The organism is Corynebacterium sp. H113, assembly GCF_037572315.1.
In the GTDB taxonomy this organism is placed as follows: domain Bacteria; phylum Actinomycetota; class Actinomycetes; order Mycobacteriales; family Mycobacteriaceae; genus Corynebacterium.
Map to the genome: position 1 here is coordinate 148,926 of NZ_JBBHKZ010000004.1, position 26,923 is coordinate 175,848.

General features: G+C 56.0%; 21 protein-coding genes and 1 pseudogene. 13 read left to right on the forward strand and 9 right to left on the reverse strand.

Going from position 1 to position 26,923, the window contains the following annotated elements; all coding sequences use genetic code 11:
- Window positions 1-230 precede the first annotated feature (230 nt).
- Together WG938_RS08980 and WG938_RS08985 are read left to right on the forward strand one after the other, a co-directional pair.
- Entirely contained in the window at window positions 231-944 is a 714-nt protein-coding gene (locus WG938_RS08980; RefSeq protein WP_339979836.1) for an LppP/LprE family lipoprotein, read from the forward strand.
- Window positions 945-1,012: 68 nt separating this feature from the next.
- A complete protein-coding gene (locus WG938_RS08985) occupies window positions 1,013-2,686 on the forward strand; it encodes a serine/threonine-protein kinase (RefSeq protein ID WP_339979837.1) in 1,674 nt (557 codons plus the stop codon).
- 91 nt (window positions 2,687-2,777) lie between these two features.
- On the opposite strand, the gene WG938_RS08990 is transcribed toward WG938_RS08985, so the two are convergent.
- Entirely contained in the window at window positions 2,778-3,869 is a 1,092-nt protein-coding gene (locus WG938_RS08990; RefSeq protein WP_339979838.1) for a hypothetical protein, read from the reverse strand.
- A gap of 117 nt (window positions 3,870-3,986) precedes the next feature.
- On the opposite strand from WG938_RS08990, the gene WG938_RS08995 reads away from it, so the two are divergent.
- On the forward strand, window positions 3,987-4,994 hold the full coding sequence (locus tag WG938_RS08995; RefSeq protein ID WP_339979839.1) for a nucleoside hydrolase: 1,008 nt from the start codon (window positions 3,987-3,989) through the stop codon (window positions 4,992-4,994).
- A 60-nt stretch (window positions 4,995-5,054) separates the two neighbouring features.
- On the forward strand, window positions 5,055-6,272 hold the full coding sequence (gene purT, locus WG938_RS09000) for a formate-dependent phosphoribosylglycinamide formyltransferase (RefSeq protein ID WP_339980046.1): 1,218 nt from the start codon (window positions 5,055-5,057) through the stop codon (window positions 6,270-6,272).
- Between the two features lie 28 nt (window positions 6,273-6,300).
- Here purT and WG938_RS09005 read toward each other — a convergent pair whose 3' ends face one another.
- Entirely contained in the window at window positions 6,301-7,713 is a 1,413-nt protein-coding gene (locus tag WG938_RS09005; protein ID WP_339979840.1) for an FAD-dependent oxidoreductase, read from the reverse strand.
- Between the two features lie 135 nt (window positions 7,714-7,848).
- Here WG938_RS09005 and WG938_RS09010 point away from each other — a divergent pair, with 135 nt between their 5' ends.
- The 6 genes and pseudogenes from WG938_RS09010 to WG938_RS09035 all read left to right on the forward strand — a co-directional run.
- Entirely contained in the window at window positions 7,849-8,772 is a 924-nt protein-coding gene (locus tag WG938_RS09010) for a sulfite exporter TauE/SafE family protein (protein WP_339979841.1), read from the forward strand.
- A 78-nt stretch (window positions 8,773-8,850) separates the two neighbouring features.
- On the forward strand, window positions 8,851-10,554 hold the full coding sequence (locus tag WG938_RS09015) for a nitrite/sulfite reductase (RefSeq protein WP_339979842.1): 1,704 nt from the start codon (window positions 8,851-8,853) through the stop codon (window positions 10,552-10,554).
- 226 nt (window positions 10,555-10,780) lie between these two features.
- Window positions 10,781-11,494: a phosphoadenylyl-sulfate reductase gene (locus tag WG938_RS09020; RefSeq protein WP_339979843.1), complete on the forward strand. Its 714-nt coding sequence runs from the start codon at window positions 10,781-10,783 to the stop codon at window positions 11,492-11,494.
- A gap of 59 nt (window positions 11,495-11,553) precedes the next feature.
- Window positions 11,554-12,495: a sulfate adenylyltransferase subunit CysD gene (gene cysD, locus WG938_RS09025; protein ID WP_339979844.1), complete on the forward strand. Its 942-nt coding sequence runs from the start codon at window positions 11,554-11,556 to the stop codon at window positions 12,493-12,495.
- Complete coding sequence (locus WG938_RS09030; protein ID WP_339979846.1) at window positions 12,495-13,808, forward strand: sulfate adenylyltransferase subunit 1; 1,314 nt, start codon at window positions 12,495-12,497, stop codon at window positions 13,806-13,808. Before cysD ends, WG938_RS09030 begins: the two co-directional genes overlap by 1 nt.
- A pseudogene (locus tag WG938_RS09035) lies at window positions 13,805-14,137 on the forward strand (CbiX/SirB N-terminal domain-containing protein); the annotation flags it as partial. The gene WG938_RS09030 and the pseudogene WG938_RS09035, both read left to right, overlap by 4 nt.
- Before the next feature lie 395 nt (window positions 14,138-14,532).
- Here WG938_RS09035 and WG938_RS09040 read toward each other — a convergent pair.
- The gene (locus WG938_RS09040; protein ID WP_339979848.1) at window positions 14,533-15,918 is read right to left on the reverse strand and encodes an FAD-dependent oxidoreductase; all 1,386 of its coding nucleotides are present in this window, start codon (window positions 15,916-15,918) and stop codon (window positions 14,533-14,535) included.
- A 637-nt stretch (window positions 15,919-16,555) separates the two neighbouring features.
- Between WG938_RS09040 and pta the strand changes: the two genes are divergently transcribed.
- Window positions 16,556-17,878, forward strand: coding sequence for a phosphate acetyltransferase (gene pta, locus WG938_RS09045; RefSeq protein WP_445292918.1), 1,323 nt, complete (start codon window positions 16,556-16,558; stop codon window positions 17,876-17,878).
- A 3-nt stretch (window positions 17,879-17,881) separates the two neighbouring features.
- A complete protein-coding gene (locus WG938_RS09050) occupies window positions 17,882-19,078 on the forward strand; it encodes an acetate kinase (protein WP_339979849.1) in 1,197 nt (398 codons plus the stop codon).
- Between the two features lie 85 nt (window positions 19,079-19,163).
- Here WG938_RS09050 and WG938_RS09055 read toward each other — a convergent pair whose 3' ends face one another.
- From WG938_RS09055 to WG938_RS09070, 4 genes are all read right to left on the reverse strand, one after another.
- Entirely contained in the window at window positions 19,164-20,012 is an 849-nt protein-coding gene (locus tag WG938_RS09055; RefSeq protein WP_339979850.1) for a L,D-transpeptidase, read from the reverse strand.
- A gap of 93 nt (window positions 20,013-20,105) precedes the next feature.
- Window positions 20,106-22,526, reverse strand: coding sequence for a serine/threonine protein kinase (locus tag WG938_RS09060; RefSeq protein WP_339979851.1), 2,421 nt, complete (start codon window positions 22,524-22,526; stop codon window positions 20,106-20,108).
- Between the two features lie 5 nt (window positions 22,527-22,531).
- Window positions 22,532-23,587, reverse strand: coding sequence for a glutamate ABC transporter substrate-binding protein (locus WG938_RS09065; protein ID WP_339979852.1), 1,056 nt, complete (start codon window positions 23,585-23,587; stop codon window positions 22,532-22,534).
- Window positions 23,587-25,161, reverse strand: coding sequence for a hypothetical protein (locus tag WG938_RS09070; protein ID WP_339979853.1), 1,575 nt, complete (start codon window positions 25,159-25,161; stop codon window positions 23,587-23,589). Before WG938_RS09070 ends, WG938_RS09065 begins: the two co-directional genes overlap by 1 nt.
- Before the next feature lie 151 nt (window positions 25,162-25,312).
- Here WG938_RS09070 and WG938_RS09075 point away from each other — a divergent pair, with 151 nt between their 5' ends.
- Entirely contained in the window at window positions 25,313-25,837 is a 525-nt protein-coding gene (locus tag WG938_RS09075) for an NUDIX hydrolase (RefSeq protein ID WP_339979854.1), read from the forward strand.
- A gap of 65 nt (window positions 25,838-25,902) precedes the next feature.
- On the opposite strand, the gene WG938_RS09080 is transcribed toward WG938_RS09075, so the two are convergent.
- Both WG938_RS09080 and WG938_RS09085 read right to left on the reverse strand, forming a co-directional pair.
- Window positions 25,903-26,220, reverse strand: a complete 318-nt coding sequence (locus WG938_RS09080) for a hypothetical protein (RefSeq protein ID WP_339979855.1) — start codon at window positions 26,218-26,220, stop codon at window positions 25,903-25,905.
- A gap of 44 nt (window positions 26,221-26,264) precedes the next feature.
- On the reverse strand, window positions 26,265-26,816 hold the full coding sequence (locus tag WG938_RS09085; RefSeq protein ID WP_339979856.1) for a MarR family winged helix-turn-helix transcriptional regulator: 552 nt from the start codon (window positions 26,814-26,816) through the stop codon (window positions 26,265-26,267).
- Between the last annotated feature and the right edge of the window lie 107 nt (window positions 26,817-26,923).

The following is a 26,923-nucleotide window of genomic DNA, read 5'->3' on the forward strand; positions in this document are numbered from 1 at the left end:
CGTCCCCGAAAAGGGGTCAACAACGGTCAATATGCGAGATACCAGGGAGGATTTTCTCGCCTTGTTGCGTATTGCCCACCGCTGTTCTTTATCGTAGGTTGACGATGCAAGGAAAGATCAAGGTCAGTCACAATCGGACTTAATAGGAGCGAGTGATGGGTGCAGGCAGAAGCGGTAACGTCACGAACCGTAGCAGGCGAGTGCCATTCGCAACGCTAGGTGTCGCGCTCATGACTTTTGCCATTGCCGGATGTGGAGACGATTCAGTCGACAATGTCGATGCTGCAGGCGGAATGACGGTTGTCGAGAATCCACCGGCCCCGAATGGTGGCTCAAATGGTTCCGGCGGCTCCGACGGTGACAACTCTGATGGCGGCAACTCAGACAGTGACTCCAGAAATACCAACGACGGTCCTCGCCCCACTGGCCGAGCATCCTCTGGTGACGCCAACACCACGGTCACCGAAACTAAGACTGCCACGGAGAAAAAGAAGAAGGATTCGGGAAGCTCTGGTAGCTGTTCCGTCGATACGCAGGCCGACGAGATTTACAAAGGCCTGGACAAAGCCAACAAGGAATACCCCAATAATGCTGGTGGGTGGACGTACACCGGGGACTCCAATTACGACACCTGTAGCCCGCTGACGTACGCGTACGTAGAGCAAACGCTGCAGGGTAGTGGTCAATTCGGAACACTGCTGTTGATGTTCCATGAGGGCAAGTACTTGGGTGTCGATTCCGTTTATCCTCAGCAAGCGATGAGTGTGTCGGAGACGGATAATGGCTTCGTCGTTCAGTACAAGGACTGGGAAGCGGCCAGGGAGGCTGGCGCGTCGAACGCGGAAGCTGCAGCTTATACGTCGACGGTGACGTACTACTGGGATGGCAAGAAGGTCGCGCACTCTGGTCGCATTCCGAATACGGGCCTTGATCCGCTCGGCTAATTCTGCCGTGGGGTAAATAGGTTAGGTGCGGCGTAAAAGCAGAGCGAAAGATATGCAGAAGGATAATCGTGGATAGCTCGGATCGCGCTTTCATTGCGCATCTTGAACAGAACAATGGACTCACCGACATTGCCGAAATCGGCCGCGGTGCAATGGGCATTGTTTATTCTGCGACCGACACTAACCTTGGGCGAAAAGTTGCAGTAAAGCGGTTGATGTTCGATCTGCTTTCCGACGAAGCGTCGGAAAAGCGATTTCGTTCAGAGATGAAGCATCTCGCGGCGCTGCGTCACGAAGCGATCATTCGTATTTACACGGGAAATGTCTCTCCAGGAGTGGATCCGTACTTCGTTATGGAGTTTGTGGAGGGGTCGAACCTTCGCGAGGAGATCGTCGCAAAGCGGGAGCGTAACGAGCACTACACCGTGGCAGAGACGTGCCGAATTCTGCGTCCGGTGGCAGCCGCGCTGGATTACATTCATCGTTTGAATCCGCCGATTATTCACCGAGATGTGAAGCCGGCGAATATTTTGCGCCCGACCAATTCGCATGGTGCGGAATCAATTCTGGCGGATTTCGGCATCAGTAGTTCGCTGGAGGACACGACAACGGGAACATTCCTGGGCACGCTAATGTATTCGGCACCAGAGGCGTTTATGTCGTTGGATAATCCGAATCCAGTAATCGAGCCCACGGCGGCCAGCGACAATTATGCGTTGGCGTTGATTGCCTTCGAAATGCTGACCACGAAGCAGCTGTGCAAATTGATGAGCGATGCGCAGTGGCGAGGTTCCCGGCCAACCCCCAATATCGGCCCGGTGGCGTTGCACCAAGAAGACGGGGCGTCAGCAGAAGCTGTGACAGCAGTATTTTCTCGTGGCTTGGCAAACCTGCCACGAGATCGGTTCGGCACGTGCGTCGAATTTATCAATGCGCTGGAAGCAGCTGGGAAGTATAACGAGCAGCATCGACTTGTCCCTGACACGCACATTGGTGCAGGTGGAACAGTCGATGCGACGCTGCCGATGCACGATGGTGGTCCATATCCGGGTACAGCGCAGCAGTATGTGCAACAGCCATACCTGAGCCAGCAGTATGCGACCCAGCAGTACCTGCAGCCATCTCCGCAGCAATCGGCGTATCGGACGTCATCGTTTCCAACCTCGTCGTTTCAATCGACGTCGTTCCAGACAACTTCCCACGCGAAGTCTGCACAGTCGAAGAAGAATCGTGCGGTCGGCATAATTGCAGCGCTGTCCACGATTATTGCTGTGGTCGCCGGTGTAATCGTGTACATGGAAGAGTTCGCGTGGTCTTCGGCGCAGAAGCCCGTTGCTGGTGCATTTGATTCGGCGATTCCGAATACTCGCGTGACGACGGAAACGTGGAGCTTCGGTGGACAACAAGCAACCATGAAGTGTGCGCCAGTGATGTGGTCAGGGCATGCTGCGATTCGCTGCCGTCAGCAAGACGGAGATAGGTACGAAGCGACGTTTGTGGACTTCGGAAATGAAGAGCTGCGCGATTCCTCGGTCACTGGACTTTTGGGCGGAGAATCTGGGTGGAAAGACAATCTCACTAAGGCCGTGAGTTCCGGCTGTTCAGTGGGGGTTCTTACGACCGAATCTGATAAGTCCCCAGCCACCATCGTGCTGCCTGAGCAAGAGCGGGCACAGTTCCTAGCCATTTTCACAGGCGAGGGTATCCACGATAGTTGGACGACATTGCCACTGTGCGGCTAGGACTGGCGCAACTCAGCTTGCATCAGGATCGCGCAGAATTCATATGCAATTGGCGTGGTCAGCATTGTTTGTATTGATTCGAACGATGAGGCTAGAAGTTCTCAACGCCAATGATCTTCGCATCTCCATCACTGACGAGGGCAAGAGACATGCCTACCGGCTTCTCATCGCTTAGCACCTCGACTACATAGAGTTTGCTGTCCTCTGTTGCATCGGCATCGATGCCGAGGTCAGAAAGTGCTTCTTCGACGCTGATGTCGTTGTCTTGCTGCATCATCCGCGTGATCGCGGTGAAGTCCACGGTATCTCCGACGTCCAATTTTTCTGCGCCGAAGTAGGCCTCCATGCCGGAGTACCCGGAATCGAGCTTCAAAGAATCTCGCATGTCATTGCGTGCCGAGGCAGGGACGTTTTTCAGGATCCACTTTTCCGCGTCGTCGACAGTATCTAGCTTGAACAGGCCCTTCGTTGCACGCTCGGCCTTTGTTTCAGCAGACATGAAATGGGTCGATGCCATAATCGCTCCACCAAACAAGACAGTTGCGAGGAAGGATGCCACCGCGGTGATGATAAGAGGCTTCTTCGGCACTCCTCGGAAGGTTCCTTTCGCCTCGTTGAGACCCATATTTGCGAAGTTCTTAGTGGAGTTTGCAAACTGAGTCATCTGTTCCTTGGCGCCTGGCTGCCCCTGATTAGGTTGGGCCTGGTTTGGCTGTGCCTGCCCTTGACCCGCCTGTGCCTGGCCAGCCTGCATACCCCACGGGTTGCCTGCGTATGGCGCTGCACCATACGGGTTCTGATTTGGCTGCTGGGCTGCATTGTGCTGGGCTGCATTGTGCTGGGCCGGATTGTGCTGGGCCGCACCATGCAGTGCGCGCGTCTGATCGTCAGCGTCGTTGGCACTCGGCGCCGCACCGAAGCCAGCACCACCAAGGTTCAACTGGGCCAACTCGCGGACATCTTCCACAGTGATATCTGGACAGTTTGGGTCATTGAGCTGTTGGTCGTACATGCTCTTCTTCTGCGGATCGCCAATGACATTTCGAGCCATGGCAAGCTCTTGAGCTTCTGGCGAGTGGTCGTCGCCAAGCCCGCGGAGGCGATCACCGAGAATCTCGTTCAAATCAAAAGCTTGCTGATTCTGCGAAAGCCCCAGCTTCTCGTAAAGATTAAAATGCGCCATGACCGACTCCTAGCAACTGCAAAAATCCAAAAAGTTTCTATTCATTAATGACTTTAAGTGCAAAACTTAATTTTCGATACTCAATACCTACTCAACTCCCATGCCACACTAAAGACCATGAGTAATTCGCGCGCTCCCCGAATCCTCGCTGATGTCGATACGGGCATTGATGATGCCCTCGCCCTCATCTATTTGGCTGCTCTGCACTCAGCCGGTGAAATCGAGCTAATCGGCGTCACCTGTTCGGCTGGCAACACCGATGCCGCGCAGGCGACGCACAACTCGCGGTGGATTCTGAATTTGTGCGGTGTTCAGGATGTGCCCGTTGCCTCAGCGTTTCCAGCTCCTTATGGGGTTCACCTGACGACGACGCCTGAAACCCACGGCCCCTCAGGGCTGGGATATAACGATGCGCCACCAGTAGTTCACTATGAGAGTGTCAACGACCCGCTGGCGTTGTGGTCGCAACCTCGTGCGAGAGGCGCCCGCCTGGTGGTCACAGGTCCGTTGACCATTTTCGAGCGAGCCATTTCCGAGCGTCCAGAATGCGTGCGGGCTTTTGAATCAGTGACTGTGATGGGTGGTGCAGTCGGTTACCCGGGTAATACGACTCCGTATTCAGAGTGGAACTTCTGGGTTGACCCCCATGCCACGAGCACCGTCTTTTCAGATGAGTTCGCGATTGAACGCAGGCGCCAACAGTTCCCGTCGCTCACGTTGTGCCCACTCAACATCACAGAGACGATCACTGTCAGTGACCACGACATTTCCTTATGGCACGAAGCTGGCATGTCCCCCGAACTACATTGCGCCGTTAACCTCGCCCTGAAGTTCTACTTTGAATTTCATCAGAGCGTCGGTGTGGGCTACCTGGCGCAGATTCATGATCTGTTCGCGGTCATGGTTGCCGTTGGTTCGGTTGACCGTGACACAGAACGCATCGCGCTATGCGCAGCAGACCAGGACACCTGGCACACAGACCCTGACCGACGCGGCCACATTTACGAAGATCGCCGTGGCCTACCTGTCGACGTCGTCACGCATGCTGATCGAGATTCAGTGATGGCGGAATTTGTGCGGGCAATTTCGTTGACGAGTGAGGACAACGACGGCAGAGCCAGCTAACGAACGTGGCATAATTCGGAGGTGAGTATCGAAACAGCCACCGAAAGCGAGCCCACCTCGATGTTTACTCCGCAGACCACAGGAACTCCATACCAGTCGAATGCGACGCGCGTTTTGCTGCTCGGCTCCGGCGAATTGGGTAAGGAAGTTGCCATCGCGTTTCAGCGTTTGGGCGTTGAGGTACATGCGGCGGATCGTTACGAGCATGCGCCAGCGCACCAAGTGGCGCACCATTGGTACTGCCTTGACATGACCGATGCAAAGGCAGTGCGTTCGTTGGTTGCGCAGGTTAAGCCGGACTTCATCGTGCCGGAGATCGAGGCGCTGGCGACTGACGCGCTCGTTGCTATTGAGGAAGCCGGCGAGGCAACGGTCATTCCAACTGCTCGTGCCACGCAGCTGACCATGAACCGCGAGGGCATTCGACGTCTTGCTGCGGAAGAAGTCGGCTTGCCAACCTCGCGCTACAAATTCGCCTCAACATTCGAGGAATTCTCGGCAGCTATCGCAGAAATCGGTTTCCCATGTGTGGTCAAGCCGGTGATGAGTTCGTCCGGAAAGGGCCAGTCCACTCTGCGCAGCGAGGCTGATGTGCAGAAGGCATGGGACTACGCCATGAGTGGCGGTCGTGTTTCTTCGGGTCGCGTCATCGTCGAAGGTTTCGTTAACTTCGACTACGAAATCACGCTGCTCACCGTGCGCTCTATCGATCCGGCAACGGGCGAACCAGCAACGTGGTTCTGTGAGCCAATTGGTCACCGCCAGGTCGATGGTGACTACGTGGAATCCTGGCAGCCGATGCCAATGTCTGAAGTGGCATTGGACAACGCTCGCTCGGTGGCTGCACGCATTACCAATGCTCTCGGTGGTCGTGGCATTTTTGGCGTTGAGCTGTTTGTTCGTGGCGACGACGTGTGGTTCTCCGAAGTTAGCCCTCGTCCACACGACACGGGCATGGTGACTATGGCGACGCAGCGCTTCTCTGAGTTTGAGCTGCACGCGCGCGCTGTTTTGGGACTGCCAATTGATGTCACTCTTGTGTCACCAGGTGCATCTGCTGTGGTCTACGGCGGTTGCGAAGAAGTTGGACCTCAGTATGGCGGTCTTGCTCAGGCGATGAGCGTTCCGGAAACGGATGTCCGAATCTTCGGTAAGCCAGAAGCTCACGACCGTCGCCGCATGGGCGTTGCTGTTTCCACCGCAGAAAACGTTGATGAAGCACGCGAGCGCGCTGCTCAGGCGGCGTCTTGCATTTCGGTTTCTGCGTCAGAGCAGTAGCCAGCAACAACCAGGTTTCTCAGTGGTTCTACACTCGCGCGGACAGAGTCTCGCGCGAGTGTGCAACCATGTCTGCCCACTCCACGAACTTCTTCCGCTCGCGACCTTCCGCTTCGCCAGCAGCGCGCTCAGCAGCGTCCAAACGCTGCCAACCTTCCCACGTTGTGTATTCAATACCGCGTTCTTCTAACAGCTTTACGACGTCGTCGATATCTGGATGCGTCGGCTGAGGTAGGGTTCCTGCCTCCCAATCTGCGAGCAGGTTTCCTACGGTTTCGTTGGCATCACCCTTGGTGTTTCCGATGAGTCCCACCGGACCGCGACGGACCCAGCCCGTGGTGTAGAGGCCTGGGATTGGTGTTGAATCTGTATCGAGAACACGGCCACCACCATTGGGGATGGTGTGTGTGGAGTTGCTGAATGGCACACCTGGAACCGGATCTGATTGATAGCCGACGGCACGGTACACGGCACCAACAGGCCATTCGGTGTATTCGCCGGTGCCGTGAACATTACCCGTGCCATCAAATTGGGTGCGTTCGGTGCGGATAGCTGCCACGCGCTGCTGCCCGGTTTCGGGGTCTACTTCACCGATGATTTCTACAGGCGCTTCAAAGAAGTGAATGAACAACTTATGGGGAGCACCCTTTGGTTCCCGGATTGCGTAGCTCTCCAGGATGGAGCAGACCTGGTCGGTGATCTTCGATTCGCGGCGTAGGTTGGCAGATGCCTCGTCGTAATCGATGTCTTCAGGGTTAACGACGACTTCGATAGTGGGAGAGTGATCCAGCTCCTTGAGTTCCAAAGGGGTGAACTTTGCTTGTGCTGGTCCGCGTCGTCCAAAAACATGGATCTCCCGAGCAGCGTTGTGCGACAGACCTGAATACACATTGTCAGCGATTTCCGTCGGCAGCAGCTCGTCTGCAGTCTTCGCCAGAATGCGTGCAACATCTAGCCCTACATTGCCGACACCAACAACTGCGACGGACTCGGCAGAGAGATCCCATTCGCGAGAAAACTCGGGGTGGGAATCATAGAAGCCAACGAATTCACCAGCACCATGGTGACCCTTCAACTCAGCACCAGGAACGGTGAGGTCGCGGTCGCCAGTAGCACCAGTCGCAAAAATAACTGCGTCGTAGTACTCCTGCAGCTCAGCAACGGTTAGAGAAGAGCCGATGTTGACGTTGCCAAGCAGTCGAACTTGAGGCTTATCGAGGACTCGGTGCAGCGATTTGATGATGCCCTTGATGCGTGGATGGTCCGGTGCCACTCCGTATCGAATGAGGCCAAACGGTGCTGGCAATCGCTCGAAAATGTCGATGGACACGTCCCGCCCAGATTTCATGAGCGCATCAGATGCATAAATGCCTGCCGGGCCAGAGCCGACAACTGCCACCTTAAGGGGCCTACGAGTTGGTTGTGCATCGTACGTACTCATGTGAAAACTCCTCAGCTTGTTGTGCAGACGGCCGGGTGGCCGCTTCTTGTGTTTTCTGCAATTGCCCGAACTAGACTAGATGGTCTAGTGTTGACCCCACAAAATATAGACAAGTCAGTCTGGGGAATGCAAGACATGGAAAGAATCCTGATATTTGCGCTGATCGGCCTAGGGGCGCAGTTAGTGGACGGCACGCTCGGAATGGCGTTCGGGGTAACTGCCACAACTCTTTTTGTTTTGTCAGGAACCGGTGCGGCGACCGCGTCTGCGGTAGTGCATGTCGCCGAGATCGGAACGACGCTAGCGTCCGGCTTGTCTCACTGGCGATTCGGCAACGTTGACTGGCTGCGGGTTGCCCAGCTTGGCGTTCCTGGAGCGGTGAGTGCATTCGTGGGTGCTTCATTCTTGTCGAGTCTCCAGGTTGACGTCGCAGTGCCGGTGACCTCGTCGATCCTGTTAACCCTGGGCCTGTGGGTGGTTATGAAGTTCGCCTTTCTGAATGGGGTGAAACGCGCGGATGATGACTCTCAACGGCTAGGTGCCGGCAAACTCATTGGCCTTGGCGTAATCGGTGGACTGCTTGACTCCACTGGTGGTGGCGGGTGGGGGCCTGTGACGACATCAGCATTGATGACCGCTGAATCACGGGAGCCGCGAAAGGTTATTGGCACGGTTTCCGCTGCTGAGTTTCTCGTGGCGGGCGCTGCCGTGGCGGGGTTCTTTCCAATGCTGAAGCAGGAATTTCATGCGCATACGGCGCCTGTGGTTGGTCTGCTTGTTGGTGGCGTTCTCGCAGCTCCGCTCGCTGCCTATTTAGTGGGGCGACTCAATCCTCGCTTTTTGGGGATCGTGATCGGCGGAATTCTCGTTGCGCTGAATCTGCGCACCTTATGCGCTGATCTTCTTCCGTCATGGGCCCTGTCGTTGTTGCTGCTCAGTTGGCTTTGCGTGGTGCTCGGTCTCCTTATCTGGGCGCGGTCGCATGATCAACTTCCATGGCATCGTCGCCGGGTGGAGTTGGGGGTCGGGGCGGGTCATGAGTGCACTCCAGTTGCATAAAGTAGACCACTCTGTCTAAAGTGTTGAATATTCCAAACTAGACCGATATGTCTAGGTAATGAAAGGTGAGCTTCAATCATGACTGCAACACAGACGGTGTCACAAGTCTCCGGGACTAGTTCCAACCGGCGCGCCAAGCGTGCCCCTAAGCCGCAAGGGCAGTGGCTTATCGATGGACATGATCCGCTCAATGATGATGAGCGGATTAAGCAAGAAGACGCGGGTCTCGCTGTTAAGCAACGAGTCATTGAGACTTACTCGAAGCAGGGCTTTGACTCGATCCCGGCCGAGGATTTAGCTCCCCGTTTCAAATGGATTGGCCTTTACACACAGCGTCGTCAAGATTTGGATGGCGAGCACACCGGCACGAAAACCAATGCAGAGTTACAAGATAAGTACTTCATGCTTCGGGTCCGACTGGACGGCGGACAGACCACGACTGAAGGAATCCGTGCGATCGGTGAAATTAGCCGTGACTTTGCGCGTGATACTGCCGATTTTTCGGATCGGCAGAACGTGCAGCTGCACTGGATCCGCATTGAGGACATGCCAGAGATTTGGCGTCGTCTAGAAGTCGTTGGTCTTGATACCCACTTCGGCTGCGGAGACGTGCCCCGAGTCATTCTTGGCAGCCCAGTAGCGGGAGTTGCTGCAGATGAAATCATCGATGGAACCCCAGCTATCCGACGTATCAAAGATGAGTACTTATCGACGGACGAATTTAACAATCTACCTCGCAAGTTCAAGTCAGCAGTGTCGGGAAGCCCTCGTCTAGATGTCACACATGAGGTTCAGGACGTTGCATTCGTTGGTGTAAATCACCCTGAGCATGGCCCTGGCTTCGATGTATGGGTAGGCGGTGGATTGTCTACTAATCCAATGCTGGGTCAGCGTCTTGGAGCGTGGGTCCCACTCGACGAGGTTCCAGAAGTGTGGGCTGGTGTGTGCCGCATTTTCCGCGACTACGGTTATCGACGACTCCGTAACCGAGCTCGCTTGAAGTTCCTAGTTGCTGCATGGGGCGTCGAGAAATTCCGGCAGGTGTTGGAGGATGACTATCTGGGGCGCACGTTGCTCGATGGGCCAGCGCCGAAGCCGTATGAAAAGGAACGCGATCACATTGGTGTGCACAAGCAATCCGATGGCCTGAACTATGTGGGTGTCAAGCCAGCCGTCGGCCGAGTGCCGGGCACTGATCTGGTGAAACTTGCTGACATCGCCGAACGTCATGGTGTTACTCGGATTCGCACGACAGTCATGAAGGAACTGATTCTTCTCGACGTCGCCGATGCTCAGGTCGACAGCCTCATCGCCGAACTTGACGACCTCGGACTATCCGCCAACCCATCCGCGTTCCGGCGTGGCATCATTTCGTGCACCGGCTTGGAGTTTTGCAAGCTTGCACTGGTCACCACCCGCCAGCGTGCGATCACACTTGTCGACGAACTAGAACAGCGACTTGATGATCTTGATGTTCCCATCACCATTGCTCTCAACGGCTGCCCGAACGCATGTGCTCGGACGCAGATTGCCGATATTGGTTTGAAAGGCCAAATTGTCACCGACGAGGCTGGCAACCGGGTGGAAGGCTTTCAAGTTCACCTTGGCGGCGCACTTGGACTCGATGGGAACTTCGGGCGGAAGCTGCGTGGACACAAGGTGACCTCGGCAGAACTAGGCGACTACATCGAACGCGTCGTAAAGAATTACAAGAACCAGCGTCATGCGGGAGAACAATTCCGGCATTGGGTGGTTCGCGCAGACGATAGCGAATTGCAATGACCAAGAAACCAGAGCAAACACATTTGGGCATTACCGGGCGAAGTGCACATCCGAATCCCAATCGGGGAGCCATCATGCATTGCCCATATTGCGGTGGCGACAACCTCTGGCCAGATGCAGAGACCGACTACGCCTGGCAATGCCGCGAATGCTGCCGAGTTTTCACAGTGAAACTTCACGGACAAATACCGCGCGAATTACAACAACACACGCAAGGACCACACTCATGACAACAACCGACGTTCTCACCACGGAGACTGCGCGTCGGCTCGCCGGCCTCGCACTCGACTGGGCAGCAACATTAGAAAACTACTCCGCAGGCGACATCCTGAAATGGGGAGCAGAGCACCTAGACACTCCGCTCGCAGTGACCCTATCCATGCAAGACACGGTTCTTGCAGAACTCGCAGCCCGCCACGCGCCATCAGCAGATCTCATCTTCCTCGATACTGGCTATCACTTTCCAGAAACTCTCGATGTCGCGCAGCAAGTCGACCGACGCTATCCCAACAGACTTTTGCGGATTACGCCGGAGCATAGCGTCGCACAGCAAGCCGCAGTCGAGGGTCAAGACCTTTACAGAACGAACCCCACGAGGTGCTGTGAACTGCGAAAAGTGCGCCCTCTCGCGGAGATGAAGAAGCCGTACGAAGGGTGGGTGACTGGACTTAAGCGTTGCGACGCTCCCACGCGAGCGCACACTCCGGTCCTGGAATTGGATCGCACAGGACGTATCAAGTTGAATCCGCTAGCGACGTGGACCGACGAGGATGTTGAACGGTTTGTCACAGACAACGATCTCATCGTGCATCCGCTGACGAGGCAAGGATTCCCATCCATTGGTTGCGCAACGTGCACGGCTCGGGTCGCTCCAGGCGCAGATCCTCGCTCAGGGCGGTGGAGCGGTCAAGAAAAGACAGAATGTGGCCTGCACCTTTAGGTACGACAACCGCCACATAGATCAAAAGACACGACAACTAGCGAAAATACCCCTAGAAAATGACACAACCACTTACTGAATCACCCACAACCGGCCAAACACAGGCAGCTTTGGATCCTCGGCTCGCAGAACTAGAAGCTGAGTCAATTGACATTATTCGTCAGACTGCCGGGCAATTTGATCGACCCGCATTACTGTTCTCTGGGGGCAAAGATTCCGTGCTCGTCCTGGAATTATCCAAACGAGCATTTGCCCCCGCACCAGTGCCGCTGGAACTGCTCCACGTCGATACCGGCCACAACTTCCCGGAGGTCATCGAGTTCCGCGACAAGATCGCAGCTCAGCCAGGCATTAACCTGCATGTTGCCCACGTGCAGGATTGGATTGATCGAGGTCTACTCACCGAGCGTGCTGATGGTACCCGCAATCCGCTGCAGACCATGCCCCTTGTCGACACAATTGCCGAGCGCGGCTACGACGCAGTATTGGGCGGAGCTCGTCGTGACGAAGAGAAGGCCCGCGCTAAAGAACGCGTCTTCTCAGTACGAGACTCCTTCGGTGGCTGGGATCCCCGACGCCAACGCCCAGAATTGTGGGGCCTCTACAACGGCCGCCACGCTGCCGGTGAGAATATTCGAGTCTTTCCTATCTCTAACTGGACCGAAGCAGACGTATGGGCATATATCCACGCCCGCAATATAGAACTGCCTCCCATCTACTACGCGCACGAGCGGGAGGTCTTCCAGCGAAACAACATGTGGCTCACGCCCGGCGAATGGGGAGGTCCGCGTGACGACGAAATCGTCGAAAAGCGAACCGTTCGATACCGCACTGTCGGTGACATGAGCTGCACTGGCGCAGTCGAATCAACTGCCCGAACCATTCCTGAAGTGATGGAAGAGCTGCGTACTTCTCAGCTCACCGAGCGCGGAGCAACACGCGCAGACGACAAACTGTCCGAGTCTTCGATGGAGGACCGCAAGAAGGAAGGCTATTTCTAATGACCACGGCTTTGACCACTGTTAAGACGAGCTACGATCACGCCCCGGTTAATCGTAAAACCACGCTGCGATTGTGCACCGCTGGTTCCGTCGATGATGGGAAATCAACGTTTGTCGGGCGACTTCTCCACGACACGAAGAACATTCTCGCGGATCAATATGATGCGGTTGTGGCCACCTCGACTGCTCGTGGGCAGGAAAATCCTGATCTGTCACTCCTTGTCGATGGCCTCCGCGCGGAGCGGGAACAGGGCATCACCATCGATGTTGCGTACCGGTACTTTGCTACTGGTGCGCGGAGCTTCATCCTCGCCGATTGCCCAGGACACGAGCAATACACCCGCAATACAGTGACAGGAATGTCCACGGCGGAAGCTGTGGTGGTGTTGGTTGACGCACGCAATGGCGTCGTCACACAGACCAAGCGACACGCCACTGTGGCGGCGTTGCTAGGTGTGCGCCACGTCGTCTTTGCGGTCAACAAGATCGACTTGCTCGACTACAACGAAGTGGCGTTCCGGAAAATCGAAGCGGATATTCGTGAGCTGGCATCCCGACTCGGTTTGCAAGACACCTATGTCGTTCCGGTGTCAGCACTGGTAGGCGACAACATTGTCGAGGTTTCGGCCAATACTCCGTGGTACGGCGGTCCTACGGTTCTGCAACTTCTTGAAGAACTCGACGTCGCCGCAGACACAAACCAAGATGCTTCTTATCCGCTGCGCCTTCCCATTGATTACGTCATTCGGGATCATGACACTGAATATCGGGGCTATGCAGGTCGAATCGCTACTGGAACAGTAGCGGTGGGTGACACAGTTGAGCTGGGATATGGTCGCAGCTCTACCGTGACTCAATTGACTATTGCTGGAGAGAGAGTTGATTTGGCGGTCGCTGGGCAGTCTGTTGCAGTGAGCCTTGCCGACGAATTCGACCTCGCACGTGGAGACCTTTTGTCAAAGGGAAACCGTCCGCAGGACTCGCGACGTTTTTCGGCCGTTGCTGTCCACTTATCAGACGCGTCACTCGCCGTTGGGCGAGTCGTGGAGCTTCGCTATGGGTCTGCGTTGGTGCGGGGACGCATCACTTCTGTGGACGCCATCATCGATATCGAAACAGGCGAGCCAACTGTGCCGAGTGATGCACTTCATGCCAATGATGTAGCCGAAGTAACCATTGAACTAGCAAGTGCACTTCCCGTCGAAGATTATCGTGTTGGTGGCCGAGTGGGCGCGTTTCTGCTCATTCAACCAGGAACCGGCGATACGCTTACTGCTGGCCTCGTTACTGGAACTGACCAGAACTACTCATGACAGCACTGATCTTGCTTGCTCATGGGTCGCGCCATCCTGACGCGGCGCGAGTTCTAAACAATCTCACCGATCGAGTGCGAGCTGCCCTACCAGTGCACCGATGCAGCACACCATCTCGAGTTCAGCTCGCGTGGCTCGATCTCGCAGAGCCGACGTTGGATCAAGCGTGCGCCGATCTTGCTCAAGCTGGGGAAGTATCAGCTATCGCAGTTCCGCTGTTGTTCACTGATGCTTTTCATCAACGAGTGGACGTTCCGCAGCAGGTCGCTGATACCTCTCGGCATGGGGTATCGGTACAGGTAACCGATGGATTAGGGCTTGGACCCACAACAAAACGTGCCATTCTGCGCCGGATCGTTGAAACACAACAGGACATCGTCCCGTCCGTGGGTAGCGATATTCTGCTCATGGCGGTTGGTTCGTCCGACGACATAGCTAATGAAGCAGTCGAAAAGTGTGCGGAACAGTTGAACAATGACGTGCCAGGGCGGGTGAGTGCAGGGTTTACGGTGGGATCTGCTGCAGTGACAGGATCCCAACGTGTCATCGAGTGTGCTGATGCTGCTGCACGACGAGGTCGCGCTCTCATCGTCGTGCCGCTCTTTACAGCTCCCGGCGTACTGTGGGATCGAGCAAAAATGCAGCGACCCGGCGTCTATTACGCCGAGCCGCTAGGAGAGTTGCTGTTGCCCACCATCGTTTCGAGGTGGGATTGCGCCCGTAACTATTTCTTGGACGCCGCTACCATGTCGTCCCATTCGACGACCTTCTTGCGCTCGCGACCCTCAGCTTCGCCGGAAGCCAACTCAAAGGCATCAAGCGCGTGCCAGTTGTCCCACGTCAGGTAATCAACGCCTTTGTCGTTGAGCAACGCCGTAATGGCATCGTCGTCAAGCTTGGTAGGAGTGAAGGTGCGCTCAGCGTCGAAGTCTTCGAGGAGGCAGGCGACGGTTTCGTTGGCATCGCCCTTGGTGTTACCAATCAAGCCAACAGGGCCGCGCTTCACCCAACCAGTGGTGTAGAGGCCTGTGATATGCGGTGCAGATTCGTCGCCGGTGGCATCAGACAAGATGACACGCCCAGCGATATTTGGAATGACGTGCTTCTTGGTGTCAAACGGGACACCTGGCAGCGCATCCGAGCGGTAACCAACAGCCGAGTACACAGCCTGCACAGGCCAATCGGTGAACTTTCCGGTGCCTCGGACGCCACCCTTGCCGTCGAGCTCAGTCCGTTCAGTGCGGAAACCAACGACCTTGCGGTTACCGTCTGCATCTTCTTCACCGAGGATCTCGACTGGAGATTCGAAGAAGTGAATGTAGATCTTGTGTGGCGTGTCCTGTAGGTCGCGCATCGCGTACATTTCCAGGATTTGGCAGACCTGGTCGGTGATCTTGGAATCACGGCGGTGCTGAGCAGAAACTTCGTCGTAATCGATATCTTCACCGTTGACGACGACCTGAATAGTTGGGGAAAGATCCAGTTCCTTCAGCTCCAATGGCGTGAACTTCGCCTGGGCTGGGCCACGGCGGCCAAAGATGTGGACTTCCTTCGCCTGGTTCGTCTTCAGTGTCTCGTAGACATTGTCTGGAATCTCAGTAACATGCAATTCATCTGCGGTCTTAGCCAGAATTCGAGCGACATCCAAGCCGACGTTACCGACACCAACTACAGCGACAGACTCTGCCGATAGGTCCCAGTCACGAGGGAACAACGGGTTACCGTCATAGAAACCAACAAACTCGCCAGCACCCCAATGCTGAGGCAAATCAGCGCCAGGAATAGGCAGCTCACGATCACCTACAGCGCCGGTTGCGAAAATGACACCGTCGTAAAGCTCTTTGAGTTCCTCGATGGACAGATCCTTGCCGAACTCCACGTTAGAGAACAGGCGCAGTTGTTCCTTATCCATGACGCGGTGGAGTGACTTAATGATGCCCTTGATACGAGGGTGATCCGGCGCGACGCCATAACGAATAAGGCCAAATGGGGCGGGCATCTTCTCGAAGAGATCGACGCGGACATCGCGGCCGGACTTCATCAGCGCGTCGGATGCGTAAACCCCTGCAGGGCCAGAACCAATAACAGCGACGCGAAGTGGACGAGACATCGTAAGCGATGACCTGCTTTCTACAGTTTCTAACGAGAGCATTTTTAGTAACGCGCACGTGGGGTATGACGCACCCGCGGGCAACTGGTGCCCATGTTAGCGAGGCTAGGTGGGAAGGCCGTAATCGGACGATTGGTATAGCAAAGGTAAGCCTAACAACTAATTTTAGTGAATGTGATGTTGCCCACAATGGTCGTCCGGGATGTGATAAAAATACCTGCTGACATGGGGTTACTTCACGTATCCATGTGGTGGGAATTACCCCCTACCTCAACAATTACGGCTATCACTGTAAGGTGACTCACAAAATGCACTAAGAATGAAGTAGCGCTCATACTTATATGACTAAGCACATTTGTCGTGGATACCGTCGACATTGCTATGTGAAGAGCGCCATCTACGAGCAACTTCAAACACGCGCGTGGCGTGAGAACGTCCGCGCCGGAAAGGAAAGCCCGTGAGCGATCAGGCACATCGTGCGCCAGCGGTCATTATTGCCGCAATCGATCAGTCGGGGGAGCATCGCGACGAAATTGCAGCTCTGTCCGCTGCCTTAGGTGGCGCCCGTCTCTTCCACGCAGTTGGTGACCCAACTTCAGCTTCAGTTGACTCTGTGGTGGACAACCCAGATCATGCGCTGAGCCAAATCGTCACCGCTGTGGAAGCTAACCGCGCAGCGCACGATGGCGCAGTGATTCTCACTGGCTCCGGAAACCTTGATTTCGATCTGCGTATCGCAGCCGTCACGGGCGCAGGCGTTGTATTGGTCGCCGAGGGTGAAGGTTGCTCATCCATGGCTGCTCAGACTCGCATTCGTCTGGCCGTCGCATCCACGCGTGAACGGTATGCCACTCCGCTTGCTGTTCTGCTGACCGGCACCGTTGAGGAGTTGCCGGCTCTAGATATCCCTGTGGTCACGCTTGACGACGAAGCGGGTCTGAAGAGCGCTGTCGATGTCGAGACTCCAACGATCATGACGCCACAGCGTTTCCAGTGGTGGCTGCTGGAGCGGGCGAAGGCGGATAAGCGTCACATCGTGCTCCCAGAAGGTGGCGATGATCGCATTCTGATTGCTGCCGATGAGCTGCTGAAGCAGAACATCTGTGAGTTGACGATTCTCGGTGATCCAGAGTCCATGAAGTCTCGAGCCGCTGAGCTTGGCCTTGATATTTCGAAGGCTTCTTTGTGGGATCCAGAAAAGTCTGAGTACCTTGACTCCTTCGCGGAAGAGTTCGCAGAGCTGCGTAAAGCCAAGGGGGTCACCTTGGCTGAGGCTCGCGAAACTATGCATGACATCTCGTACTTCGCCACGATGATGATTCACAAGGGACTGGCTGACGGCATGGTATCGGGTGCTGCGAACACTACCGCACACACGATTAAACCATCGTTCCAGATCATCAAGACCAAGCCAGGTGCTTCGACTGTATCGTCACTGTTCCTCATGGTCATGGATGATCGTCTTTGGGGCTTCGCTGACTGTGCTGTATTGCCAAAGCCAAGCCCAGATCAGTTGGGTGAAATCGCAGTGGTCTCCGCAGAGACCGCGGCAGCTTTTGGCATTGATCCAAAGGTCGCCATGATGAGCTACTCCACCGGCACGTCCGGCTCTGGCGAAGACGTTGACCGCGTTCTTGCTGGTTTGCAGAAAGCTCGTGAACTCGATCCGGAGCTTGCTGTCGACGGCCCGCTTCAGTTCGATGCTGCTATCTCCCCGGCAACCGCTGCGAAGAAGATGCCTGACTCCAAGGTTGCTGGTCAGGCAACTGTGTTTGTCTTCCCCGATCTGGATGCAGGCAATATTGGCTACAAGATTGCCCAGCGCTGTGGCGGAGCGTTGGCAATCGGCCCAATTCTGCAGGGCTTGAACAAGCCGGTCAATGACCTGTCGCGTGGTGCGTCGGTCGCTGACATCGTCAACACCGTCGCAATTACCGCTATCCAGGCAGGAGGAAACTAACACATGTCGCGTCACGTACTAGTTCTGAACTCGGGTTCGTCGTCCATTAAGTTCCAGCTCGTTGACCCGGAAAAGGGTACGTCGGAGCCACCTTACGTTTCCGGCCTGGTCGAGCGTATCGGTGAAGAAGACGGCATTATCAACCTCAAGTTCGAGGGCGAGAAGCACGAAGTCACCGAGCCGATCAAGGATCACGCCGACGGCCTGGACAAGGCTTTCGCGCTGATGGACACGCACGGTTGTGGCCCAAGCTCTACAGAGATCATTGCGGTTGGCCATCGCACTGTTCATGGCGGTCGCCTGTTTTCGGGTCCAGAACTCATCACCGATGAAATCGTGACGATGATGCGTGACCTCATCCCTCTCGCGCCACTGCACAACCCAGCAAACATCGTTGGTATCGAAGAAGCGCGTAAGCTGCTGCCAGACGTGCCACACGTTGCAGTGTTCGACACTGGCTTCTTCCACACGATGCCACCAGCAGCTGCTTTGTATCCGCTGAATGCTGAAGTTGCAGCACAGTACGACATTCGCCGCTACGGTTTCCACGGAACCTCACACGAGTTTGTGTCTTCCCAGGTCCCAGCACTGCTGGGCAAGGAGGCAGCTGAGGTAAATCAGATCACCCTGCACCTCGGCAATGGTGCTTCATGTGCGGCGATTCGTGGCGGCCAGGCAGTAGACACCTCGATGGGCCTCACGCCACTCGCAGGTCTGATGATGGGTACTCGTACCGGCGATATCGACCCAGGCATCATTTTCCACCTGTACCGTAACGGCATGTCCATCGACGAGATCGACAACCTGTGCAACCGTGAGTCCGGTCTGAAGGGTGTGTCCGGAGTCAACGACTTCCGCATCCTGCAGGAGCGCATGGACAACAACGATCCGGACGCATGGGCTGCATACCAGATGTACGTCCACCAGCTCCGCCGTTACATCGGCTCCTACATGCTCATCCTCGGTCGCCTCGACGCAATCACCTTCACCGCTGGTGTTGGCGAAAACCATGTCGGTATTCGTCGCGATTCCATGGCTGAGCTGGAGAACTTCGGCATCAAGATTGATCCGGAACGCAACGAGCTGCCAAACGATGGCCCACGCGAAATCTCCACCGACGATTCCGCAGTCAAGGTCTTCGTCGTGCCAACGAACGAAGAGCTCGCCATCGCACGCTATGCGATGAAGTGGGCTAAGTAGCCCACCACGACAAGCGCCCACCGTCCCCGGCAATGTGCCAGGATGGTGGGCGTTTTTGCGTTACGACGACCGTCGTCAAGCGTAACTACCAGATGTAGACACCATCGCCAATGTCGAGCGTGTCGAAGTACATGACAGCGGCATCGTGGGACAAGTGGATGCAGCCGTGGGATGCCTCGTTGAGGGAGCCTTCGTGGAAAGCTTCGCCGTCGTTGGTGAAGTAGACCGCGTATGGCATTGGGCCATTGTAGGGCTGGGACCATTCATCCTTGACTTTGCGGAGAACGGTGAGGTTGCCAGTGGTGGTCTCGTAACCAGGCATGCCAGACGTGATCGGAACAGGACCGTAGGTGATTTCACCGTTTTCCTGGAGCCACGTCTGCTGGTTTGCCAGGTCCACGCAAGCAGTAGCCGTTGCTGGGCAAGGATTGCTTGGCTCTGGGCGTGGCTGTGCCTCAGGCTGTGGCTCAGTCACTGGTTCGGTTACTGGCTCAGGCGCTGGCTGCTGTGGAGGAGTGCTTGGTGCAGGTTCGATGGTATCGAGAGTCTGCGTCAGTAACTCGATTGCGGACGCTTTCTGCTCGGCGGACAGCGGAAGCGCATTGATTGCGCCTGTGGCGCCCTGGCGAATCAGCGCGATCGTCGGTGCCGTGGTGCCCTGAGCATGGGAGTATGCGCTATCAATGATGCTCTTGGCATCTGGCGATACTGGCTGCGCAGGCAGCTGAGGTAGCTGTGGCAGAGCAGGGGACGCTGGCATCTGAGGCAAAGCAGGCGAGCCCGGCAGGGTCGGAAGCGTAGGAAGTGCCTGTGCCGATCCGATACCGAAGCTAAGTGCAGTTGTTGCGGTGATTGCACCCAGTGCGATTCGTCGGAATGACGCGGTGCTGCGACGACGATGTTGGCGGTTCTGGCGACGATCGAAGGAAGTCATATTTCCAGAGTATGTAAAGCTCACGAAACAATGGGCATTTGTTACGCGTGTTATCTAAGTGCGGTCGCCCGTTTCGTCTCTACCTCCACGGGACTACCGCCAAGTTCGAGGTCGAATGAGGTTGGCGGTATCAACCAGTCGGTATCGGTGACGAGGGAAAGGTGAAGAACGAGCCAGCATGCGCACGTTTTCTTCCAAGCCTTCGCGGAGTCCCTTGATGGTGAAGGGGACGTCGAAAAGTTCGTTGGGGCTGGCAGCTTGATCCAGACCGGAAGCGCGCAACCAGTTCAGCGCAGCCACCATCACAGCGATTCGGAGCTGTGGCAAGCGAGGTTCATTTGTAGGCAGTTCGAGGAGCCGCCTTGCAGCGCGCCGGATGCGTGATTCCGTCAGCATTGTGGGATCGCCGGACGTCAGCAGCAAAATGGTGGTCAACTTCGCCAAACGATGATGACGTGACGCGGCAGGAACCCTATCAAGCACCGCAATTGCGAGCTCATTTTGACCTTCGGCTGACAACTGACGTGACAAACCAAACGCCGAGGACACCGTTGTCGGATTCGTCGCCCAGACGAGTGCATACAGACGCATCGAGTTAAACCGGATAGTGACCGGCGACATGTCCTGTGTGGCCCACGTATCGGTGAGGCTCTCTCGAATTTCATCTGGAATCTGATGCAACGGTTGTTCCAATGTCGCCGTTGAGCGAGCCGTCATCGCATCCAGCAACTGGGCATTGGTGTTACCAACCTGCTGCTGAATCAACTCTAGCGTTGCCGCCAGAGCCAACTTTGGTGCAGGCTCACCCGGCAGCATGGCAAGCACCAGGTTAAAGGAGCGTAGTGCGCTGGTGTAGTCGTCGAGAAGCAGTTCCGTAATGCCGGCGTACCACTTCCAACGCCAGTCTCTACGGAGGCGTTCTGGAGCATTCCGGAGCCCGTCGAGTGCTTTCTCGGTGAGGCCGAGGTCGAGCTGCGCACGGACAATTGCCAGCGGGATTTCGACAGAGGCACCGTACTTCGATTCATCGAGAGCGGAAGTCAGAGTGTCGATGAGCTCGCCGGGTTCGGTAAATGACGATGCGCCCAGCAACTGAGCGCCGGGATCCTGCGGATTAACCAGAGGTACAGGCAGCGCAGCCATGATCTCTGGCGGCGTGATGATGACATCGCGCTTGATGCCATCGACTAGCTGGTCAGTACGGAAAACCCGGTGCTTCGTGCCATAGGTCGAACGTTGTGGTGAAAACAATGTGCCGATATGCGGATGCTGCACACCATCGCGTACTGCCAGAATCTCGCGCAACACACCAGTCAGCTGACCAGCCATTTCATCGGCAGAATGGAACCGCGATTCCGGGTCGTCATGGCAAGCGCGACGAAGCAACCTATACAGCGACAAATAGCGTCGGAACAACGGTGATTCAGCGGGCGTTGGCAAACCAGGATCATAAACGCCGTTGGTCATCGGCATATCGACGATCAGCGATGCCAAGGTACGACCGACCGTATAAATGTCAGACGCAACCGTAGGTCCTGTTGACGCAATCTCAGGGGCCTGGAAACCAGGCGTGCCGTAGATGTGACCATAGGCACCGATACCAGTCACGGCACCAACGTCAATGAGTTTGACCTGGTCTTCTGTCAACAGCACATTGTCGGGCTTCAGATCGTTGTACACCACGCCTCGGGTATGCAGATAATCCAGCGCTGGCAGGACTTCCAGAATGTATCCGATGGCAATATCGACGGGCATGACGCTGCCGTCATAGAAACGTTTCTGTTGGCGTAGCGACGGTCCACCGACGTACTCCATCACAATGAAGCCAGAGCCAGTACCTGTATCGGCCGAGTCAATGAAGTTAATGATCTTGACGATTCCCGGATGGGTAATCTCCGCCAGGAACTCACGTTCTGCTTGGACCACAGCCAAATTGTGTTCATTCTCCGCCGAGATCATGCCCTTCAGCACGACCCAGCGGTCGGACACATTGTGGTCGATGGCCAGGTAGATCCAGCCCAAACCGCCATGAGCGATAGGACCGACGATTTCGTACTGCTCGGCAACTATATCGCCGGCTTTCAGAGCCGGAGCAGGTTTGTTGGATGCCGCGAGCTTCTCATCGCTCATCACCGCCGACTGTGGATCGGTAGGTGGAATGAAAGGCAATTGCACCATGCCGTCGGCGACGGTGCGTCCCTGACGAGCCTGATGACGACGTTCACGGAAAGTCGACAACGCCCGACGATGCGACTCCGCGGATGGGTCATACGTGCTGGCCTTTCTCCCCGTCGAGGATTTATCGGGCGGAGTGAGGTCCTGGGTGAAGTCGTAATCATCGTCGGCATCGTCATCCGCGAAAGGATCAAACGCGACGGCTTCGGTACCGGGCTCCTCGGCCGGATCGGTGACCTCGTCAGCAACCGCTACGTTTTCCGATTCGTCATCGTCAGCGAAAGGATTGAACGCAACAGCTTCAGTCGCCTGTGTTGGCTCCATCTCGTCGTCATTCATGGTTACTATTCGCCTCCCTCTGCTGAATCGGTGTCAATGGTTGGGTCGTCTTCGTCGACTGGAACAGGAGCATACGTTGGCTGTGGTTGGGCTCCCTGCGGCAGGAATGGCCCGAACCAGACGTCGTAAAGCTCCTGCCACGTGCCATCCGAACGAATGCGTTCCATCGTTTCGTTGACTTGTCGCACGAGTCCGTCGTTGTCTTTCGCAATGCCGGCGGCGTATTGCTCCACGCTGAGCCCGCGACGAACAATAGCGGTGGTGGGATCCTGTTCGTTGATGCCAGCAAGAATGGTGTCGTCTGCAACAATTACGTCGGCCTGGCTTTGCTGCAGTGCAACGAGACAGTCCGACCAGTTGCCCACCAGCAGCAGCGTGGCATCAGGTGCCGTGTAGCGAACAATTTCCTCCGGGGTAGAGTCCGCAGCAACGCACACCTTCGCGCCGTTCAGGTCAGCTTCGCTTTCGATGCGAGAATTAGGGCCAACCAGAATGCCAGCGCGTGCAGTCAAATATGGTGCCGAGAAATTGACTGCTTCGAGGCGACTCTCCGTGACTGTCATGGTGCGTAGGACAACATCGACCTGGCCGCTGCGCAGCATCGACACTCGTTCGGTTGCGCGAACATATCGGAATTCAACGGCGTTCGGATCGCCAAAAATGTCCCGAGCCAATTCTTGCGCGAGCGCCACTTCGAAGCCTGAGAGCTCGCCGGTGCTGGCATTACGGAATCCCAACAAGTTCAACGCCTGGTCAACGCCCACGATGATGCGGCCACGCTTGTAGATCTCCGGAATCCGCTCCTTCGGCAGTTGATCGTCCGGTGCCAGCGTCTCGTAGGCCGTGGCCGTCTCGCGTGGCCTTGGTTCACGCCCGCCCGCACTTGTGTAATACGCACCAGGCGGAAGTGGCGCGGACCCTGTCGCATGCTCAATGGAATCGGAGAATGGATCTGCAGCTAGTGGCACCGTTTCCGCACACGACACCAGTGCCAGACTTGCGGCAGAAAGCGTTGCGACGACCGTCGTCAAGCGAGCACGGAAACTTCCCTTGGTGCACATCACAGGTACTCCAGCAGTCGGTTGCGGAAACCCACAACTACACAAATGGAAGCGAGCACGGTCAACGCCACGGTCAGGCCTGAGAGAGCAGCGGAGACGACGCGAGCTTCTTCGATGTCGTTGCGAAGTTCGGTGCGGGCATCAGAAATTGCCGCTTGAAGGGCTCGGTCGAGGCGCATGAACTCCTGGCCAGACGAGGGTTCAGCGAAAGATTCCCGAGTGTCATCGGCATCGTGGTCGGTGGCAATGCGGACAGCTCCGGCGTAGTCACCTTCGTCGAGAAGAGCGATCATCTTGGTGTGGCTCTTTTCCCAGCCATTCAAGGATCGCAGCGCCAATTCGATGTTGGCATCATTAATGCCGTCGTTAGCGGAGTTGAGAAGACGTTCGACCTCGTCCGTATCCTTGGTGAATTGCTTCTGGTCAGTGGGCTGGCGACGAACCAAATCCAGTGTCTCCGAGGCGCGAATCTTCTGAGACATGATTCGGGCTTCGACCAATGGCTGAACTGGTGATGTCTTATTGCCGTAGAGGCGTTCGTTTTGCCAGGTCGTCACCGTAGACACCGACACTGCGACGAAGGCGATAACCATCAGCGTGGTGGCGGCCAGCAAGCCAGCGTTGATCAGCCGGCCAGTGCGACGAGTGAGGTTCCACTGCACAAGCAGCAAGAACACGATGGCAGCCAAAATGCCAGACAACGGAACCAGTGGAGGCGCGGTGAGAACTTCACGATCATGGTTCGTTGATCGACTGGTTTCTTCATACAGTTTCGATGCCGCGGGCAAGATCTGGGAGGTCATGAGCCCAGAAGCGGAAGCAAGGTAGGAAACGCCCACTGGGTGCGTCTGGCGAGCATTCGCGCGCGCCGATTCCACCAATCCCACATACACAGGCAGCAAACGTTGCACCTCGACAATATGCTTCATCTCTGAGCTTTGTACGTTGTCGACACCTGCGGCAGCACGGGTAGCAGCAAGGGATGCTTGCGCGATCGCATTGTCATACCGAGTGCGCAAATCACTGCCTTCATCTAAATTGCCACGCGAAAAGGCGGTATTTGCCGAAGCATCTGCAATGGTCAGAGCTGCGTATAGGTTCTGCGACGCATGCGCCATCGGTTCGGAAGCTTGTGACATATTGGCGAGCTGCTGCTGACGGGTGTCTGTCGTTGCCGACATGGACAAACCAGCCGCCAGGATCGCAACGATGAGAAACACTGCAGTGAAAGTCAGCCGTCCCGGGGACGTCAGAATGAATGAGCCAGTCCGCTGCAAATACTCCACCGACGGGGTGAGCTTTTCTCCAAACAGCTTCGAAATACCTGTCGACGATTCCGTCAGCTCAAGATCATCGACTCGTTGTTCAGAATCTACGGATTCCAGTGCGAGATTCCCGGCAGTAGAGCCAGTTACACCGGATTCTGTGCCACGGACATTCTCTTTGTCCGCCTTGCCGTTTTTGTCTCCCAGTTCGGCAAGTGAAATGCCGCCTTGTGCTCGTCGACTACCGAACCGCGTCCGCCGAGGACGGCGTGGGCGCTTAGCCTCAGCTGCTGGTGCAGACTCAGCCATGCATCTCGCCTCCTGGGACGAATATCGGCGGATAAACAGTGTTTTTCTGACGACGCAGAGGTGTACGTTGCCTAGCGCAAATACTAGCCGTGTTTACCTGTGAGGGAAAACACAACTGAGATGAATTCCTCGTCTCACGTACTCTAGGGACATGCTTCATGATGGCAATGGTTGGTCCGCTGGCCCCAACGGTACGCGCTGTTGGGGGCGTTTTGGCGCTGCAGGATTACTGCTCTTGGTGGCTGAATCGGACTCCCCAGCCGATATAAAAGTGCTCATGCAATACCGTGCCGAATGGACTTCATGCCCCCTCACTTGGGGTGTGCCTGGTGGTGCTCGTGATTCGCATGAGACTCCTGCGATTGCTGCTTTGCGTGAATCCGAAGAAGAAACGGGGATCCAGCCACACCAGGTGACCATCCTCGAATCTCACGTCACCGCCGGGCCATACCCCGCCGACCCTGAGCGCCCCGAGCTCGCGGGGGATTGGTGCTACCACACGGTTTTCGCTGTTGCTGATCACGAGTTGGAAACCACCGCGAATGCAGAATCACTAGAGCTTCGGTGGGTTCCGCTTGACGACGTGGCGTCGCTAAACCTTCTCCCTGCTTTTGCTGATAGCTGGCCACGAGTAAAAGAAATAGCCCTGCAGCTGCTTGCTGCAAGGCTTAACTGAATTTCTCTGGGTATACGCGACGACTTTTGCCGTCAGTCTCTTACTGCCAGTCGTGTGTCAGGAGACTACTTCGCGTCCGCGATGGCCGCCGCGCCAGCAGATGCCGCAGTGACTGCGAGTACCGCAGGCCATGCGCCGATCTTCTTCGCGAGTGGGTGAGAAAGGCCAAATGCGCCGAGGTAGGCGGCGGTGAGAGCGGTTGCGCCAGCTGCACCGGTCTTCGCTGCCCAAGTTCGTGCAGCATAGGCGCCTGCTGCGCCGAGAATGACTCCGCCAAGTGGGCGGATGCCCGTTTCGCGAGCCGTCAACCAGCCACCAATCAACCCGACTGCCACGAGTGGCGCAGTCTGTACGTCTTCTGCCTTCTTGAGATTCATATCCATGTCCGCCAGCGTAGATGACTTAACGCAAAGGGAGACAGATCCGGTTAGAACGGATCCTGTCGACGCTGATGTTCCTCGACAAACGATTCGGAGTGTTCTGCGAGCTTCAGCATGGCTGGCATTGCTTTAATGAGCGCCTTGACATCTTGTGGCTCCATGGTGCGAATAATGCGCCCAACGATGTCACCCCAATGGTCAGTCAACTGGCTCAGCAGTTGAGCACCTTCCTTGGATACAAATAGATCCTGGGCTCGGCGGTCCCGTGGATTGTTTTCCCGCTTGATCAGGTTATTGTCCAGTAGCCGTCGTACGGTCGCCGAGACGTTCGACGGACGCAAGAAGCGAAGTCGAGCAATATCGGACACGCCACACCCAGGGTGCGTCGCAATGAAGTGCAAAACTTCCATCTCAGACTGGGAAATATCCATGACCTGGTTCGGGCGCTCGCCTAGACGACGAGTAGACGCCAGAAAGTCATACAGACCAACTGCGATCTTTTGAATATCCAGGCGCATATTCGGATCGATCTCAGAGTCGTGTGAAGGCGTGAAGCCCGGTTCCGAGGCAGCAAAGCTGTCTTCATGAATCGAAGTCATGGTGAACCTTCCCCATTAATTATGTCGCTAACTGTGTTTCTAACCATATATTCCGGAAGCGCTACAAAAGTAGGAAAGTGAGGATAATTTCAAAAAAATTTTGTGTT